The organism is Pedococcus sp. P2_E5, from assembly GCF_056403895.1.
Genome location: NZ_JBFUEP010000024.1, coordinates 47,174 through 62,837, shown reverse-complemented (window position 1 = coordinate 62,837; position 15,664 = coordinate 47,174). Strand labels below are relative to the sequence as shown.

Below are 15,664 nucleotides of genomic sequence, written 5' to 3'. Positions count from 1 at the left end.
CCCCCACAGCCGCGCGATGACGCTGACCTGGGCGGTGTGCCGTGCCGTGCCACCCGGCAGGTCTTGGACGCAGACCACGGTCTGCGCTGGCGAGGCCGCATTGTCCCGCTGAGGCATCGGTGCGGTCATGCGCCAACGACTGACCAGACCGCGGGGCCAGAACTCGCGGCTCAGCAGCCGGAAGTTGGCCGGTGTCCGGGGGGTTCGCTGGCGCGTGAGTCCGACATCCAGAGACGCACCTATCGGGCACGTCTGGATGACGCTGATGGTGGCGCCGACCACGTCGCCGTAGCTCACGGTAGTAGCCACGATCGTCCGTACCCGAACGGTCGTGGCAGCCTGTGCGGGTGCCATCGGTGCAAACGTGATCGCGGCAAGGGCAAGCGCTATCGCTGCGAGCCGAGTTCTCGCGTGCGCAAGAGCAGAGGGCCGGGCGAACGTGACCATGAGTCCAATCCTTTGACTGAGGGAGAGACGATGAGTGCGGCCCCCTGCGGGCGCTGTTCGAAGGTGCGGGACCGAGACCGGCACAAGTCGAATCCGAATGAAATTGCCTTAGGAGCGTCACTCCGGTCGGGACTGCACGAGGCGGGCCGGGCCACCCCTTGTGGACATGCCTCATCCTCCTCGCCATACCACGGGCAAACACCAGCAACGGGACTAGTCCGCACGCATGCGGCATCGTCTCCTCGAAGCGAAGCGAATCAGCCCGGTCGACGAGCTCACACAGTGCGCCAGGCGCCGCGGCTCAGAGGAAGGGCGCCTCAGCGACCCGCTTGAAGGTGCTGGACCAGCCGTGCACAGGCCGGCCCGGCAGCATCATCGTCGTTCCCACTGCTCCCTGGTGATCTCGAACCGGAAGCCACCGCCCTCCGCGCCCTCGACGCCCAGCATGTCGTCGGGTGTCGGGATCGACTCGACGACGGACATGCCGACCTTCTCCATCACCTTCTGCGAGGCAAGGTTCACGGCCATCGTCTCGCCCCAGACCGTGCTGACGCCGAGTTCTGAGAAGCCCTTGTCCACGAGTGCCTGCGAGCCCTCGGTCGCGTAACCGTTGCCCCAGGCGTCCCGGCGGAGTCGGTACCCGAGTTCGACCTCGTCCTGCGGACCGGTCGGCTCTGGGCGCAGATGGAACCAGCCGATGAAGGCACCGGTCTCCTTTTCGTAAGCCGCGAACAGTCCGAACCGGCCGTTCCACCGCTTGTACGAGTTGAGCACTCTCGGGATCACCTGGTCGCGGACGACGGCGGGCGGCAGCGTCGGCTCGCCACCGGTGAGGTACCGCATCACTGCCCGGTCACTATCCAGCTCGATCAGCAGGTCCGCGTCGTTCGACGTGAACTGGCGCAGCACCAGGCGCTGGGTCTCGACGAAGTCGCTCATGGCAGAAGCATGGACAGGACGGTTCGCATCGCCAAATGGTTTTCTGCTTGGGCCGCCCCTTTCGACAGCCTGTCACCATCCCGAGGGCACCGCGACGCGGAGGTCGTGGTCCTGGGTGCCGTACGCGTGTGACAGCAGTATCCGGATGTCGGGTGAGCCCTATATGCCCTCGACCGAGCGGCTGATGCCCCCGTACTCCCTACAGGCGATGCCGACCCCCCTGTCTGGGGTCAATGCTCAGGAGAGCGGCCATGCGGCTGCGTTCAGTGGGTCCTGAGCCTGTCGAAGGGTGCTGCGATGTCCACGTTGGTTCGTCACCTCGTCACCGCGTCCGCTGTGGTCCTCGTCGCCATCGCACCCGCCCTGTCGGCCGCCGCCGCGCCGCCGGACGGGCCACCCCCTGCTCGTCACGACACGACCTCTGCGGGCAAGGGCGATCGCGACCACGACAAGGTGGCAGACGACCTCGAGGCAGCTCTCGTCGGGCGGGGCAAGGATGACCGCGTGCGGGTCATCGTCCAGGGCACCTTGCCCGGCGAAGGCCGCCGCGCTGCGCCCTCGCTCACTGTCAGCCACAGCTACGGACTCGTGCGTGCCTTCGCTGGTTCGGTCACCGCGGGACAGGTCTCGGCCTTGGCGGCCATCCCTTCGGTGACGAGGGTCGAGCTCGACGGCGTGGTCCGGGCCATGGACGCCGCGGGCGATGACGGCTACGGCGTGACTGCCGCCCGCGCGGCATACAGTCCAACGCTGGGTGCCCTCGACGGCGGTGGCGTGGGCATCTGCGTCATCGACACCGGGATCGATCCCAACCATGAGCAGCTCGCCGGACGGGTCGTGGGGTGGCGGGACTGGGTGAACGGCCGTGCTACGGCCTACGACGATCACGGCCACGGGACGCACGTCGCGAGCATCGCCGCCGGTGACGGCACCGGCTCTGCGGACGCCGACCGCTACGGAGGGGTGGCCAGGGGCGCGTTGCTCATCGGCGCCAAGGTGCTCAACTCGTCGGGCTCCGGCTCGGACGCCAACGTCGCCGCCGCGATCGACTGGTGTGCCGCTCGCAGTGACGTTCGGGTCATCTCGATGTCGCTCGGGAGCCCCGGCGGTGACGGCTCTGACGCAGGCAGCCAGATGGCCAATGCCGCCGCGGCGGCGGGAAAGGTCGTCGTGGTCGCGGCGGGCAACGACGGTGACGCCCCGGGCACGATCTCTTCGCCGGGCGTCGCGACCAATGTCATCACCGTGGGTGCGGCCTCCGACGAGGCGACCCTTTCCGGCGGACTCGACACCGACAGCGGGCTGTACCTCGCAGGGTTCTCCAGTCGTGGACCCACCACCAACCCGGCAGCGCCGCTCAAGCCGGACGTGGTCGCGCCGGGTCTGAGCGTGGTGGCGGCGAAGGCCAACACCACGAGCTCCTACGTCGCCTTCTCCGGCACCTCGATGGCGACGCCGTTCGTCGCGGGAGTCGTGGCCCTTGGCCTGGAGGCCGCGCCCGCCAGCACACCGGCGACCGTCAAGGCGGCGCTGCAGGCCAGCGCCCAGGACGCCGGTGCGACCGGTGCGGACAACGAATGGGGGTACGGGCTGGTCGATGCGCGTGCCTTCATCGCGGGCTTGGGCGCCGAGCCTCCCGGCACCGCCGCATGGCCGGCCCGCCAGGTGTTGACCGGCTCGCTCGCTGCGAGCGCGAGTCGTGACACGGCGATCAGCGTCCCCACCGCAGGGCTGCCCCTCGGCGTGACACTGCAGATCACCACAGGCTCCGCCACGTGCCTGCTGCCGATCGGCAACTCCTGCCTCTACGGGTACGAGTGGGCACCGGACCTCGACGCCTACCTCATCAACCCGTCTGGCAGCGTCGTGGCAGTCAGTCGCTGCACGCTCGAGGCCACGAACGGGAACTGCGCGGCGCCCGGACGCTTCGAGACCCTCGGCGTCTCCAACGCCGCAGCCGGCACGTGGACGTTGCGCGTGGAGTCGTTCTCGGGGGCCGGGAGCTACGTCGCCGACGTCTTCGGCGGGCTCTCCGGATCGAGCCCACCGCCACCGCCGCCACCGCCGCCCGCGGTGCCCTCGGCGCCCACGGGGTTGACTGCCGTGGCCGTGTCCTCGACGCAGGTCCGGCTGGCCTGGACCGACACCTCCACCAACGAGAACGGATTCCGCGTGGAGAGGTGCACTGGTGGGAGCTGCACGGCTTTCGCGGTCGTGGCCTCACTGCCGGCGGACAGCTCGGCCTACGCGAATACCGGGTTGAAGGCCAACACGAACTACCGCTACCGCGTCGTGGCGTGGAACGACGCCGGGGCCTCGGCCTACTCCAACATCGCCACGGCCAAGACTCCACGAAGGTAGCTAGGGAGCTGGGTCGTCTGGACGGACCCGCGTCGGAGGGAGTCGGTATGCCGCGCCGTTCTGATCGCGGGGTGGCCGATCGTGACGAAGCGGCACACCTGTTGCAGGCGGCAGGATGCGGCTAGCCGTCGTCTCCACGTGGGGCCCCCATCACTCAGTCGCTTGTGCTCGGGGCGACCTCACGCACCATCACGCAGTTCCCCAGGCCCTTGGGCCGGTCGTAGGTGAAGCCCTCGCGCTCGTAGATCGTGCGGGTGCCGTTGTAGAGGAAGGACGAGTTCTTCTTCCGTACCTCGCCGGTGTCGTGCGGGTAGCCCTGGCCTTCCACATCGAGTCGCCCGGCAGGCGGCGAAAAGCGCTCGTCCTCATCGCGGCAGATCAGTGCGTTTCCCGAGTCAGCCTTTAGTAGCGCCATAGCAGCGCCAGGGTAGGCCAGGGCGTGGATCGGGGTGATCCCCGATGTTGATCGCGGCTACACAAGCGCATGCTGTGGCCGTGAACAAGGTTCCGCTGACGGCCCGAAGGAGTAAGAGATGAGATCGCCGCACAAAAGCGACAAAGCTGTGGAGTCCCAGCATGTGCCTGCGAGCGCGGCAGTGGCAACGAGGGGGCCGATCCCGACCCCTGCGTTCGGGGAGCGGGTCGTGGGCGCGGCGGCGATCGCGTTGGTAGCGTCGTTGGTCATCCAGAACGTGATGTTTGGTTGGGCCGGAGCGCCCGGCTACGGGGACCCGATCAAGGACGTGCTCGCCTGGCACCAGCAGAACCGGGACGTGGTCGCGATCGCGGTCGGCTCAGAGGCGCTGAACCTGCCGCTGCTGCTCGTGTTCCTGAGCGGTCTCCACGGGCTGGTCGGGCGTCGCGGGGGTGCGGGCGCCGACTGGTCGCGCCTCGCGGTGGCCGCGGGCGCGACTACCGCGGCGGTCTTCGCGCTCTACGCCGTTCTGTGGAACGGAGTCGTATTGTCCGCCCGCGAGCTCGCCGAGCCGAGCCCGCTGTTCCAGCTCGTCTGGCAGCTGCATGCAGGAGCATTCGCTCTGGCGCTGTCGGCGCTCGGCACGACCGTTATCGGCGCTGCGCTGGCGGCGCATGCGAGTCGGCTGGTGGCGCCGTGGCAGCGTGTGCTCGGCGTGGCCGGGGGAGGCCTGCTGATCGCCGCCGGGGTGGCCAACCTCGCGATCGCTGACGGCTCGCCGATCCTGTTCGTGGGGCTGCTGGGCTACGCCGCCTGGCTCGTGTGGCTGCTGGTGACCGGGGTACGGCTGGTTCTGATGCCCAGGAAGGTCCGCGCTGCCTAGGAACCGTTCCCGCCACGCGGCAGCCCCGATACAAAGATTGCGTCAATCTGGGCGAGCCGAAGTGACACGACCGCTCATCGGCATGAGAGTGCGATTAGACCGCCCACCTCGCGGCGAAGTGACGCGGCTGTGGCACCCCCTAGGCCCAACCGATCGTGGCAGATCCGGTTGTGGCTGGTCCTTCCTTCGCCTAGTGCCGCAGATCGATCGACTCGCTTGACGTGGTCTGCCGTAGGTCACGGAGCTTGACATTTGCTCTGGCCTGACTCTCGGTCGGATGGCTAGTCCCGGCCTCAGGTCAGCGGGTCGCTGGCGCGTATCGGGTCCGCGCCTGACAGAGTCTTCCGTTGCCGCTCATGCTCACCGTGCCAGTCCAGCAGCAGAACGGTGGCGTCGTCCTTGAGGTCGTGGCCTGTTGCGCTCAGAAGGCTGTCAGCTAGCTGGCGGACGGCCTCACGGGGGTGCAGTGCCCCTGTCTCTTGGATGGCCCTCGCGAGGCTGAAGCCGGCAGCGTTGCGCTCGAGCATGCCGTCGGTGACCATTACGACCCTGTCACCGGGCTCAAGTGCGAGCACGGTGCTGCGATAGGTCGTCTCGGGGAACAGCCCGAACGGTAGGTCCGCCGGAAGCTCCACTGTCGTGACGCGCCCCTCTCGCATCACGTAGGGAGCGACATGTCCGGCGTTGACCAGCTCCAGCGTTCCCTCGCGCAGATCCAAGCGTCCGATCAGTCCGGTCACGAAGTCGTCGAGGCTGCTCTCGACGGTGTTCGCGGCCAAGGCCGCGTTCGTGGCCGCCGCCTGATCGAGCAGCGACGCACCCTGCCGGCGCGCACCTCGCAGACCACCCACGCACAGAGTGGCCGTCAGGGCCGCAGCAACACCGTGTCCCATAGCGTCGGTCATCGACAGGTGCAGCAGGTCCCGGGCCAGACTGTAATCGAAGGTGTCTCCCGCGATCTCGGCTGCCGGCTCCAGCCATGCCGAGAGCGTGAACGCACCTGCCTCGCACGTGCGCGGGCCGGGAAGCAGTCGCTGCTGGATCTCCGCGGACAGGCTCGAGCGGCGGGTGCGTTGGCCCCACTCGTACAGGTCGGTGTGCCGCCGGTTCGCGATCACGACGAACGCCAAGATGTGCGCCAGCCGGGCGATCTCCGCCACCGCGCCAGGATCGGGTTCCTTCGGAACACGTAGTTCAAGCAGGCCGATGACTTCCCCACGCTCTGTCATGGGGGCCAGCACCGTCCACTGATCGGCAGCGGCCCTCCCAAAAGGCGGCTCGCCGGGCGGGAGCACCTGCACGGTCTGAGTGCGCACCGCCTGCTCTGCGGGCCCTCCGTCAAAGGGCAGCACCGTGGCGAGCTCCTCGTCATCGCGCCGCTCGCGGGGGGCGAGCATCTGGCTACCGCTGTTCGCATCAACCTGCTGCAGGGGAACGTGCGCGAGCCGGACCAGGGCGCGCCCCGACAGGTCGGCGATGAGGAAAGACACCTCCGTCGCGCCCAGAGCCACGCCGAGCTCCCGGGTCACTGCCTTGACCGCATCCACCGGTGAGGCGGCCTCCGCGGCGTCCAGTACACGCCACAACCTGCCGGACGACTCCGCATGGGCCATTTGCGGAGCATAGGAGACGACGGCGTGCATGAGAGGACTGGTCGGAAATCAGGACCCCCCGGCGGCGAAAGACGCACATGCGCGGCCAGTCGCGGCGATATGACGCAACCATTGAGTTGCCCTCGTCAAACTATTTCGAGGTACTCATCGGGGGCGCGGAGTGTCTAGTGGCATGTGACTCGAAGGCTGCATGCAATCGCATCCGGTCCTGCGTTGTGAGGCTTTGGTACGCCGCGATTTGCAGGAGGACGTGGGCGAACCTCAGCCCGCCCCCGGAACCTGCGTCGAGGAAACGCTTCTTCACGAGCGCGTCAAGGTGAGTCTCGATGAAGGGGCCCGCCTCGGGTGGGAGTAGGTCGCGTACCACGTCGAGATCGACTTCGAGGCCACCTACGGAGGCGCAGCGGAGGAGGTCGCGTTCGCCGGGGCCGAGCCGATCCATGCGCATCGACAGCAGACCGACCAGGGACGCCGGGATCGTGTCGAGCTCGCCGTCCTCGCTCGCGGCGAGGAGCTGTTCGGCGTAGAGCGGGTTTCCCTGGGCGAGCTCAACGATCCGGTGCAGAGCGCCGGGGGTCACCGGGCCGCCGTGTCCGATCACGAGCCGCGCGAGGTCGGAGGATTCGAGCGGTTCGAGCTGGAGCAGGTCGGGTGCCGTCGATTGAGTGCTGTCGTCGGGGCGCATCAGCCCGAGCAGCAGGACGCTTCCCCCCATCGCCTCGACCCTCTCAACGAGCTCGAGAAAGGCGGCGTCGGCCCAATGGAGGTCGTCGAGTACGACGACGAGCGGCGACTGACTGGCCAGTGCCTCGAGGAGGTGCACCATCGGGGGCGCGAGCTCGTCGGCTGTCGCGGACGGGGCCCGCAGTGCGACTGCGGACGCGACCTCGTCCACTGCACTCGCTCCATCGGCCGCGGTCTCGAGCAGGGTGTGCAGGCCGCGCCAGCCTAGGACGCCCGCGGCCTCGACCACGGCTTGGCGCACCGGATGGAAGCCAAACGCGCCGTCGGGTGGCCCGCAGCGGATCGTGATCGCACGCGCGTCCGCAGCGAGGGACGCCACGACCTCGCGGGCCAGCCGGGACTTGCCGATCCCCGCGTCGCCGACCACGGTGACCCGTACCGGAGCGCCGGAACGCACCGCCCGCCGGAACGCCGCACGCAGCAGGCTGATCTCCACATCGCGCGCGACCATCGGGACGTCCGAAGGGCGGGCGATCGGTGCGATGCTCGCGGCAAGCTCCAAGACCAGCCAGCCACCCGCGCTCTCCACGGGCCTGACGATGGCCGACCCGCGCACCAGTGGGAACGTGCCTGGCCCGATCAGTACTTCGCCGTCCGCCGCAGCCAGCGCGAGCCGCCGGGCTGTCGAGATGACCGGCCCAGTGACAACGTCAGGCAGGGCGCCGGCGGGCCCGGCGATGACGATATCGCCTGTATCGATCCCCGCTTGCGTCCTCGGTCGAACTCCGCCACCGGCCTCGTGCGTGTGCACCTTCAGCCGTACGTCGAGCACCGCCCCCACCGCGCGCAGGGCATCGTCTTCGTGGCTGACCGGGAATCCGAAGAAGGCGATCAGCTCGTCACCGAGCGACCGCTCGACGCGGGCGCCGTGACTCGTCAGGACTTCGGTGGCGACCTGCACCGCCACGGCCCCTGCTCGCGCCAGGGTCTCCGGGTCTCTGTCCACGTCGGCGGAGGGAGCCACGTCGACCACCGCCACGGTCACCCTGCGACGCTCGCGTGGAAGCCACCCGGGCGTCTCGCCGCGCGGCGGCGCACTCACTTCGCGTGCCGGAGTCGCGAGCGAGGCGTCCTGCCGGAGGACTGCGGCTTCGAGCGACTGCAGGGCCGGCCCGGGTTCGATGCCGAGCTCGTCGCGGAGCAGTTCGCGCGCCGCGGCGTATGCGGCCAGGGCCTCGGCTTGGCGGCCGGACCGGTATAGCGCGGTCATCAGCAGGCCGTGCAGCCGTTCGCGGAACGGGTGCGCCTCGATGAGCTCGCGCACCCTCGGAATGACCTCGTCCGCGCGCCCCAACTCCAGCTCGGCGGCGCGGAGGTCCTCACTCGCCTGGATCCGCGCCTCCTCGAGCGCCCGGATCGTGCGCTGCGCAAAGGGTTCGTAGGTGAAGTCGGCGAGTGCCGGACCGCGCCACAGCGCGAGGGCGCTCGACAGCACCTCGGATCGCATCGTCGGATCAGCACCACGCGCCTCGGTCACCAGCCGCCCGAACCGGATCGCGTCGACGGAATCGGGATCCACGGTCAGGCGATAGCTCTTCCCGACGGTCTCAAGGACCCGCTGCCCGGCTCCGCCATCCCCCTGCAGCACCCGGCGGAGCCTGGACACCAGGCCGTGGACAACCGTGGCGGCGGTGGCCGGTGGTGTACCGCTCCAAAGCTCGTCGGTCAACCGTTCCGCGGCGACTGGCTCACCGGCGTGCAGTGCCAGGATCGCCAGCAGGGCCCGGCCACGGCCGGAGGGAAGCTCGATCGGCCCGGTTGCGTCGCGGACCTCCATGATCCCCAGGAGGCGGAACTCCATGACGCCCTCCAACGCCGTTAGCGGGTCGTTAGCGACCGCCATCAGTATGGCATTAGGGATTTACGCCAGGGCGGTGCGAGCAGCCGCCCTCGACGGGCAGAGGAGATAGCCATGACCGGACCGTTCATCTACATCGGGACCTACTCGATCAAGCCGGGCCAGCTGGACGTGGCCCGCAAGCGAATCGCGGACCTGGTCGACTTCGTCGAGACCAACGAGCCGCGGATGATCGCCTTCCACTGCTTCCTGGACGAGGAGGGGAGCAAGTTCACTGTGGTCCAGGTGCACCCCGACTCCGCTTCGATGGAGTTCCACATGCAGGTCAACGCGAAGCACTTCGCGACCTCGTTCGAGTTCCTCGACACCCAGTTCAAGGAGCAGTTCTACGGGACCATCTCCGACGCCCTCGGCGCGGAGCTGGCGAAGTGGGACGAGCCCGGTGTCGAAGTCACACGGATGCCGGTGCACGAGGGGGGCTTCACACGCTCAAACGTGCGCTAGAGGCGCGGCGCCAGCGAACGCCGGTCACGGTCAGCTTGAGGAGCCTCCGCCGCCCGTGAACGGCACGGCACCGAAGCCCTAGTTCCCAAGGTCTCCGCCAGTGTCGTACCCGGCCTTCATTGCCATGCCTCCGAACCTTGGCCCGCTGCGGCATGAGCGGCGAAATGACGCGTCTGAGATACCAGGAGACAACTGGCTTCGTGCCGTGCTGACCGCAATGTGCGTGCGCGTCGCGCCGTTCCGAGTCCTTGCGGCGGGCTCACGTGCGACAGTCGCTGCATGAAGACCCTGCTGAACGTCTTGTGGCTCGTGCTCGCTGGCTTTTGGTTGTTCCTGGGATACGTCTTCGTTGCAGCGCTTTGGTGCGTGACCGTCGTGGGCATCCCGTTCGGGGTCGCGTCCTTCCGGGTGGGTATCTATGCCTTGTGGCCGTTCGGTCGGGACTTGGTGAAGAAGCCTGGTGCCGGCGTCGCCAGTGGCGTGGGCAACTTCTTCTGGTTCATCTTGTCGGGCTTGTGGCTTGCGATTGGTCACGCGATCACGGGTGTACTGCTTTGCATGACCATCATCGGGATCCCCCTGGGCGTGGCCAATTTCAAGCTCGTCCCGGTCGCCTTGATGCCGTTGGGCCGGGAGATCGTGCCGTCGCGAGACGTGGCTGCTGCATTCGCCGCAGCGCGAGCAAGCTAGGCGGCCCCTGCTGGTTTGATTCATGCGGCTCGGCAGCCTACGAAGCCCACCGGGAGTCTTCGCAACACTGCAGGGTCTACGCGGCGAAGCTCGTCCTCATCGCGGCATGAGCGGGCGCTGGCTGGCACCTCGGCGACAATGTGGCGATGCCGGCGATCTTGGATGCTCGATTCAGCCTTGACCTTCTTGTTGATGCTCAGTCCCCGAACGGGGCGATACCGGCGAGCACGGTGCACGAGGTGTATCGGTACGGATGGTTGCGGGACGGTTCCTGGTGCGCTTACGCCATGGATCGCGGCGGTCGGCCCGACGCTTCGGCGCGCTGGCACCACTGGGTGGCAGAGACCCTTTTGCGGCACGAGCACCGGGTAGATGAAGCGCTGAACGCTGTTGCAGCGGGCACCGTTGATGGGCGTGTGATGATGCCGGCCCGCTTCACGCTTGCTGGTGAGGAGGAGCCAGTCGACCCCGCGCAGGAGTGGCCCAACTTCCAGACCGACTGCTACGGCTTCTGGCTCTGGGCCGCCGTCGACCACGTGCGCCGCAACGGTGGTCGCGTGGATTCGACAGTCGAACGCGCCATGCGGCTGGTCGTGCGGTACCTGATGGGCGCCGGTGAGACGCCCTGCTACGACTGCTGGGAGGAGTACCCCGGCCTGTTGCACACGTCATCGCTGGCGGCGGTGTCGGCTGGGCTGCGTGATGCGGGCGAGCTGCTCGGCGATGCTGCTGCAAGTGGCTATGCGGAAGTCATCCGACAGCGGCTGCTGGGCGAGGAGTTCATCCTGGCGGGTGGCTTCGTCAGGTCCGCCGGCGGCGACACGCGCGTGGATGGGTCCCTGCTCTGGCTGGGCGTTCCGTTCGACCTCGTGCCCGTGGACAGCGACGTTTTCCGGGTCACTGTCAAGAGAGTCCGCGAGGAGTTGCGCGCGCCCGGTGGTGGTGTGCGCCGCTACCTTGGCGACTCCTTCTACGGGGGCAGCCAGTGGGTCCTGCTGGCCGCGTCCCTGGGGCGGGTGGCCTTGGCCGAGGGCAAGGTGGCCGAGGCACTTGAGCTGCTGACCTGGATTCAGGGAGCGGCCACCAGCGAAGGGTTCCTGCCTGAGCAGGTCGCCGCCGATGTGTACTCGCCGCACATGCTGGCGTTTTGGCGGCAGCGCTGGGGAGCGACCGCCACGCCGCTGCTCTGGTCGCATGCGATGCATCTGGTCCTGCTCAGGGAGCTCCAACCGGACCCGTCGGCGTGAAAGCGTCTCTGGACGCGCGCTCATCGGCACTCGAGGACGCCAACAACGGCCCGGCAGGCGGCGGAAAGACGCGGCTCGTAAACTTCGAGTGACTTCGCCTCGACGAGGTGATGGCTTCCGAAGACTGAGACGCCAGAGAGCGGTCACCGCCCATTCCCTACCGTCAGGAAATCATCGTCGAACTTGGAAGCGTGGGGGCGGGCTTTGAGCTGGTTGGCACCCATGACTCAGGACGTCCATTGCGCATCCGGCGTGGAGTGGTTCGACACGCCCCTAGGACGGCGCGGATGAGTTGCCCTGCCCGGTTCGATCCGTCGTTGGGCTCATGGGTGGTCGAGGATCCTGCTGACGTCCGGGCAGTGCTGCTCGACCCCGTGGCGTTCCCGCCGAACAGCGCCCTGTCGGCGCACACGCCCATCAGCCCAGTGGCGATGCGGACGCTCGCGTCGGTGGGGTTCAGCCTGCCTTCCGCGTTGGCCAACAATGCCGGGCCGAGCCACCGTCCGACCCGCCGCCTCGTGGCCGGCTTCTTCAGCCCTGCCCGCGTCGCCGCCGCTGAGCCGAGGATCAAAGCCCTTGCCGAGGCGCGCCTGGCTGTCGTCGCGGAGTGGCTTGACCGTGACGGGCGCGCCGACCTGGTCGCGCTGCTGGCCGACGTGGTCCCCGCCACCGTGCTGTTGGAGATGCTTGGCCTGCACGAGCGCGGTCTGGAGCTCGAGGCCCTCAAGCGCTGGAGCCGTGACTCGCTCGAGCTGTTCTGGGGGTGGCCCACCCCGGAGCGACAGGAGGAGCTGGCCGAGAGTGCCGCCGAGTTCTACACCTGGCTTCGCGCACAGGACGCTCCAGCAAGACGAGTGGGCGGTTCGGACCTGTTCGGGCAGCTTGCCGCCTCCCCATTGTCCACTCGAGAAGCTTGCGCCGCGGCATACTTCCTGCTCGTTGCGGGACACGAGACCACGTCCCAGCTCATCGCCACGGCCTTCCTCAGGCTGATCGGCGACCCCCAGCGCTGGCATCAGGTCGGCGGAGACAGCGGCCGTGCGGCGGCCGCGGTCGACGACCTGCTCCGGCACGAATCGTCCGTTCCGACGTGGCGACGAGAGTCGCAAGGGTCATCGTCCATCGGGGAGGTGCGCCTGCCCGCAGGAGCACCGATTCTGTTGCGGCTCACCGGGACTGGAGGCACCGCCGACCTGGCGTTCGGACTTGGGAGCCATAGGTGCCTCGGGGCGAGCCTGGCCACCATGGAGGCCCGTGTCGTGATCGCGGCTACTTCGGCCGCGCTCCCCGGCCTCTGCTTGGTCGAACGCGAACCGCCGATGGTGAACCTGCTGTCCTTCCACGCGCCCCAACGCGTGATCGTACGGGAGGCCGCCCCTGTTGCTGCGAAATGACGCACCTCCTGATCCGCGGAACGGGTCGGCCGCTGACCAAGACCAAGAAGGCCCACGGCAACCAGAGCGAAGTGGGTCAGAAGCGGCGAGTGCTCACGGCAGCGAGGCGGCGCAATTCACACTGGGGTCTCGCGCAGCGGCACGTCAATTCGGTCGCTGAGACCCCCAAGCGCTCACCAAAGACTTGCTTCCGGCGCTCGTTGCATCTGGCGATAATGACGTGATGGGTGATTCCGAGCGCAGCAATTTGGCAGCCGCTAGTGCGTTCTACGCAGCCGGCTCGGCCGCGACCGACGAGGAAAGACAGCGGTTCTTCGCGAGCCACTTCGTGTGGCACGTTCCGGGTGACACCGACCTCTCCGGTGACTACTCGGGGGACGCCTACTTCACCGACATGCCCGCACGCATGCAGCCGCTTGAGGAGTGGCAGATCTTCGTCGAGTCCCTGGCCGCCAACCAACAGATCGTGGTGTCTGTCTGCCGAATTCAGGGACGCAGGCTGGGGCGCGCGCTCGACACGACGGGTGGGCACGTCCTCCGCTTCGACCAAGACGCGCGCATCGTCGAGGCTTGGGGTTGGTGCGCCAACCAAGAGGAGGTTGACGCATTCTTCGCCGACGCGCCGGCTACGTGACGCGTAGGGGCATTCGGGCTGCCACCCCGCCTCTGCACCAGGACCCACGTCAATGGATCGAAAGGAGAGCCTCATGCCGATCAAGGTCGTCATCGAGTTTCAGGCGAAGCCCGGCGTGCGGGCAGAGCTCAAGAAGCTGCTCGCTGACATCTCAGCGGCGCACGGGCCTCAGGCGCCCGGGTTTCTGGGCAGCACGGTGTACGAGGCGATCGATGACCCTGATGGGTTGGTCGAGATCGCCGAGTGGGAGTCCCCTGAAGAGCAGAGGGCAGCGGTAGAACTGGCTCTCAGCACGGGTGTCTACGCACCGGTCTTCGACCTGGTGGCGTCTCCGTTCAAGGTCACGAGAATCGGGCAGCTTTCCTAGTCCGCCTGCTTGGTCGGGCTTGAGCGCTCCGCGGGCATGAGCCCCCTGAGGTCTCCGAAGACGCAGGGGTTGATCGCATTCGCTGAGACCGGCCGTTCGGCTTGCGGCCTGGACATTGTCACCCGACGGTCAGCGAATCCCTGTGTCGCAGGAAATGTCGACCTTCGAGTACGCGCCGGCCTCGACTTGCGCGTCCATCAGCTCGCAGGACATGCCGGCGTCGGCTGTGACGACGTACTTTCCGGGTGCCACGACAACGCGGTAGCCGCCGTCTGCGTCGGTCGTGGTGCGCGCGACCACGTGCCCACCGGCATACGAGTCGCCGGACAGCTGCTTGGCAACGGTGACCCTCGAGCCTGCGGCCGGCTTGTCTTCGCATGGCTCACCCTCGGTCTCGACGGGACACTGAGGCCCCAGGTGGACACGGCCAGTAACGCCCGACTGGTCGAGAGTCGTCCCAGGGCTATGGTCGCCGCAACCGGCGAGAAGCAACCCGGCAAGGGCAACGGTGAGTACTCCACGTACGCGCACGTCGATGAGACGTTCAAGCGCGCCCCGACGCTCCATGAACGAGGTGCGTCACAGCGACAAGGAACGGGGCGCCTCAACAATGCAGGCCAGCGAATGCGGGGGAGGACCGAGCTTTCCCTGAGGACGATCCAACCGAGCCGGAGGCTGCGGCATCGGGGCCGCAACGGGCTACAGCCGCACCGTCTCCCTCAACCTCTGACGGGCGTGGCGTGCTGAATGCAGGTTCGTGCGGTTGGTCTGGCGTCCAGCCGTGCAGCGGGAATGGCTGGTGGCACACCTCGCAGATCCCGTAGCTGCCCTGCTTCAGTCGAAGCATGCCGGCCTCGATACCGGCCAGATGGTCCTGCGCCCCCTGAATCAGCGCCGCCAACTGTGACCGTTCGTAGGCAATGGTCTGACCCTCGGGGTCGTGCTCGTCATCGGCATTCGAATCCGCCGATGCGGCGAACAGTGCCTCGAGATCTCTTGTCATGCTGGCAAGCCGGGCGCGCACTTCGTCCCGCTCCTCGCGCAATCGCTCAGCAGCGGCCTCGAGATCAACCTCCGTCCTGGTGCCATCTTCGGCGCGTTCGGATGAGGAATGGTCAAGCGCTCGGGCCATCTCCGCAGCCTCCTCCTAGAAGCCACCCGACGCCATCGCCACGCCTGGGTTCCGGACTAACCTGCTCGCGGCGGTGTGACCCAGGGACTTCGCCGACTTCGCGCCCGATGCGGCTGACTCAAACAGCGATGTGGGGCTCACGCCACCCGCGAGAAGCTGGAGTCCCCGTCCGCGGCCGTCTCGTGGCGGTGGGCGGAGGCCAGCCGGTCGGCGTCGCGCTCCGGTAGGAAGCCGGAGTCCCGGCAACAGTCGTGGCATACCGCGACGGCTCTGCGGCCGAGGTGGACGATCTCGATCAGGTGGGGGTGGCAGGTCTCTTCACCTTCGTGGTGGTGGTCTCGTCGATGGACCGCGTCGACGGTGCAGGCGGCCACCGGGTCATTGGACTGTGTGTGCGTCGAGTGGAACATCGGGCCCGCCTTTGCGGAGGTCGTCGGTCATTCCATTGAACGCCTGACGCCGGCTTCGACTGATCGGGCAATGGGCTGGACTCCAC

The 15,664-nt window shown here is 67.8% G+C and carries 16 protein-coding genes; 8 read left to right on the top strand and 8 right to left on the bottom strand.

Annotation, left to right across the window (positions count from 1 at the left end):
- On the bottom strand, window positions 1-447 hold a 447-nt coding region (locus tag AC1DVZ_RS10040), incomplete at its 3' end, for a hypothetical protein (protein WP_477618047.1).
- 372 nt (window positions 448-819) lie between these two features.
- Window positions 820-1,386, bottom strand: coding sequence for a GNAT family N-acetyltransferase (locus tag AC1DVZ_RS10035; RefSeq protein WP_477618046.1), 567 nt, complete (start codon window positions 1,384-1,386; stop codon window positions 820-822).
- A gap of 297 nt (window positions 1,387-1,683) precedes the next feature.
- Here AC1DVZ_RS10035 and AC1DVZ_RS10030 point away from each other — a divergent pair, with 297 nt between their 5' ends.
- Entirely contained in the window at window positions 1,684-3,747 is a 2,064-nt protein-coding gene (locus AC1DVZ_RS10030; RefSeq protein WP_477618045.1) for a S8 family serine peptidase, read from the top strand.
- Window positions 3,748-3,901: 154 nt separating this feature from the next.
- Here AC1DVZ_RS10030 and AC1DVZ_RS10025 read toward each other — a convergent pair whose 3' ends face one another.
- Window positions 3,902-4,075 carry a hypothetical protein gene (locus tag AC1DVZ_RS10025; protein ID WP_477618044.1) on the bottom strand — a complete coding sequence of 58 codons (174 nt, stop codon included), beginning with the start codon at window positions 4,073-4,075 and terminating at the stop codon, window positions 3,902-3,904.
- 316 nt (window positions 4,076-4,391) lie between these two features.
- On the opposite strand from AC1DVZ_RS10025, the gene AC1DVZ_RS10020 reads away from it, so the two are divergent.
- Window positions 4,392-5,045, top strand: a complete 654-nt coding sequence (locus AC1DVZ_RS10020; RefSeq protein WP_477618043.1) for a DUF4386 family protein — start codon at window positions 4,392-4,394, stop codon at window positions 5,043-5,045.
- 293 nt (window positions 5,046-5,338) lie between these two features.
- Here the strand turns inward: AC1DVZ_RS10020 and AC1DVZ_RS10015 are convergent, their stop codons facing one another.
- The gene (locus tag AC1DVZ_RS10015; RefSeq protein ID WP_477618042.1) at window positions 5,339-6,658 is read right to left on the bottom strand and encodes a PP2C family protein-serine/threonine phosphatase; all 1,320 of its coding nucleotides are present in this window, start codon (window positions 6,656-6,658) and stop codon (window positions 5,339-5,341) included.
- Window positions 6,659-6,788: 130 nt separating this feature from the next.
- Window positions 6,789-9,203, bottom strand: coding sequence for a BTAD domain-containing putative transcriptional regulator (locus AC1DVZ_RS10010; RefSeq protein WP_477618041.1), 2,415 nt, complete (start codon window positions 9,201-9,203; stop codon window positions 6,789-6,791).
- Window positions 9,204-9,314: 111 nt separating this feature from the next.
- Between AC1DVZ_RS10010 and AC1DVZ_RS10005 the strand changes: the two genes are divergently transcribed.
- The 6 genes from AC1DVZ_RS10005 (at window position 9,315) to AC1DVZ_RS09980 (ending at window position 14,036) form a co-directional block, all read left to right on the top strand.
- Window positions 9,315-9,704, top strand: coding sequence for a hypothetical protein (locus AC1DVZ_RS10005; protein ID WP_477618040.1), 390 nt, complete (start codon window positions 9,315-9,317; stop codon window positions 9,702-9,704).
- Between the two features lie 279 nt (window positions 9,705-9,983).
- Window positions 9,984-10,394, top strand: coding sequence for a YccF domain-containing protein (locus AC1DVZ_RS10000; RefSeq protein WP_477618039.1), 411 nt, complete (start codon window positions 9,984-9,986; stop codon window positions 10,392-10,394).
- A gap of 146 nt (window positions 10,395-10,540) precedes the next feature.
- Window positions 10,541-11,641, top strand: coding sequence for a glycoside hydrolase family 15 protein (locus AC1DVZ_RS09995; protein ID WP_477618038.1), 1,101 nt, complete (start codon window positions 10,541-10,543; stop codon window positions 11,639-11,641).
- Window positions 11,642-11,928: 287 nt separating this feature from the next.
- Window positions 11,929-13,035, top strand: coding sequence for a cytochrome P450 family protein (locus AC1DVZ_RS09990; protein WP_477618037.1), 1,107 nt, complete (start codon window positions 11,929-11,931; stop codon window positions 13,033-13,035).
- Window positions 13,036-13,258: 223 nt separating this feature from the next.
- A complete protein-coding gene (locus AC1DVZ_RS09985) occupies window positions 13,259-13,669 on the top strand; it encodes a nuclear transport factor 2 family protein (RefSeq protein WP_477618036.1) in 411 nt (136 codons plus the stop codon).
- Between the two features lie 73 nt (window positions 13,670-13,742).
- A complete protein-coding gene (locus AC1DVZ_RS09980; RefSeq protein ID WP_477618035.1) occupies window positions 13,743-14,036 on the top strand; it encodes an antibiotic biosynthesis monooxygenase family protein in 294 nt (97 codons plus the stop codon).
- A 129-nt stretch (window positions 14,037-14,165) separates the two neighbouring features.
- Here AC1DVZ_RS09980 and AC1DVZ_RS09975 read toward each other — a convergent pair whose 3' ends face one another.
- The 3 genes from AC1DVZ_RS09975 to AC1DVZ_RS09965 form a co-directional block, all read right to left on the bottom strand.
- A complete protein-coding gene (locus AC1DVZ_RS09975; protein ID WP_477618034.1) occupies window positions 14,166-14,603 on the bottom strand; it encodes a carboxypeptidase-like regulatory domain-containing protein in 438 nt (145 codons plus the stop codon).
- A 37-nt stretch (window positions 14,604-14,640) separates the two neighbouring features.
- A complete protein-coding gene (locus AC1DVZ_RS09970; RefSeq protein ID WP_477618033.1) occupies window positions 14,641-15,168 on the bottom strand; it encodes a TraR/DksA family transcriptional regulator in 528 nt (175 codons plus the stop codon).
- 137 nt (window positions 15,169-15,305) lie between these two features.
- Window positions 15,306-15,578 carry a hypothetical protein gene (locus AC1DVZ_RS09965; protein WP_477618032.1) on the bottom strand — a complete coding sequence of 91 codons (273 nt, stop codon included), beginning with the start codon at window positions 15,576-15,578 and terminating at the stop codon, window positions 15,306-15,308.
- Between the last annotated feature and the right edge of the window lie 86 nt (window positions 15,579-15,664).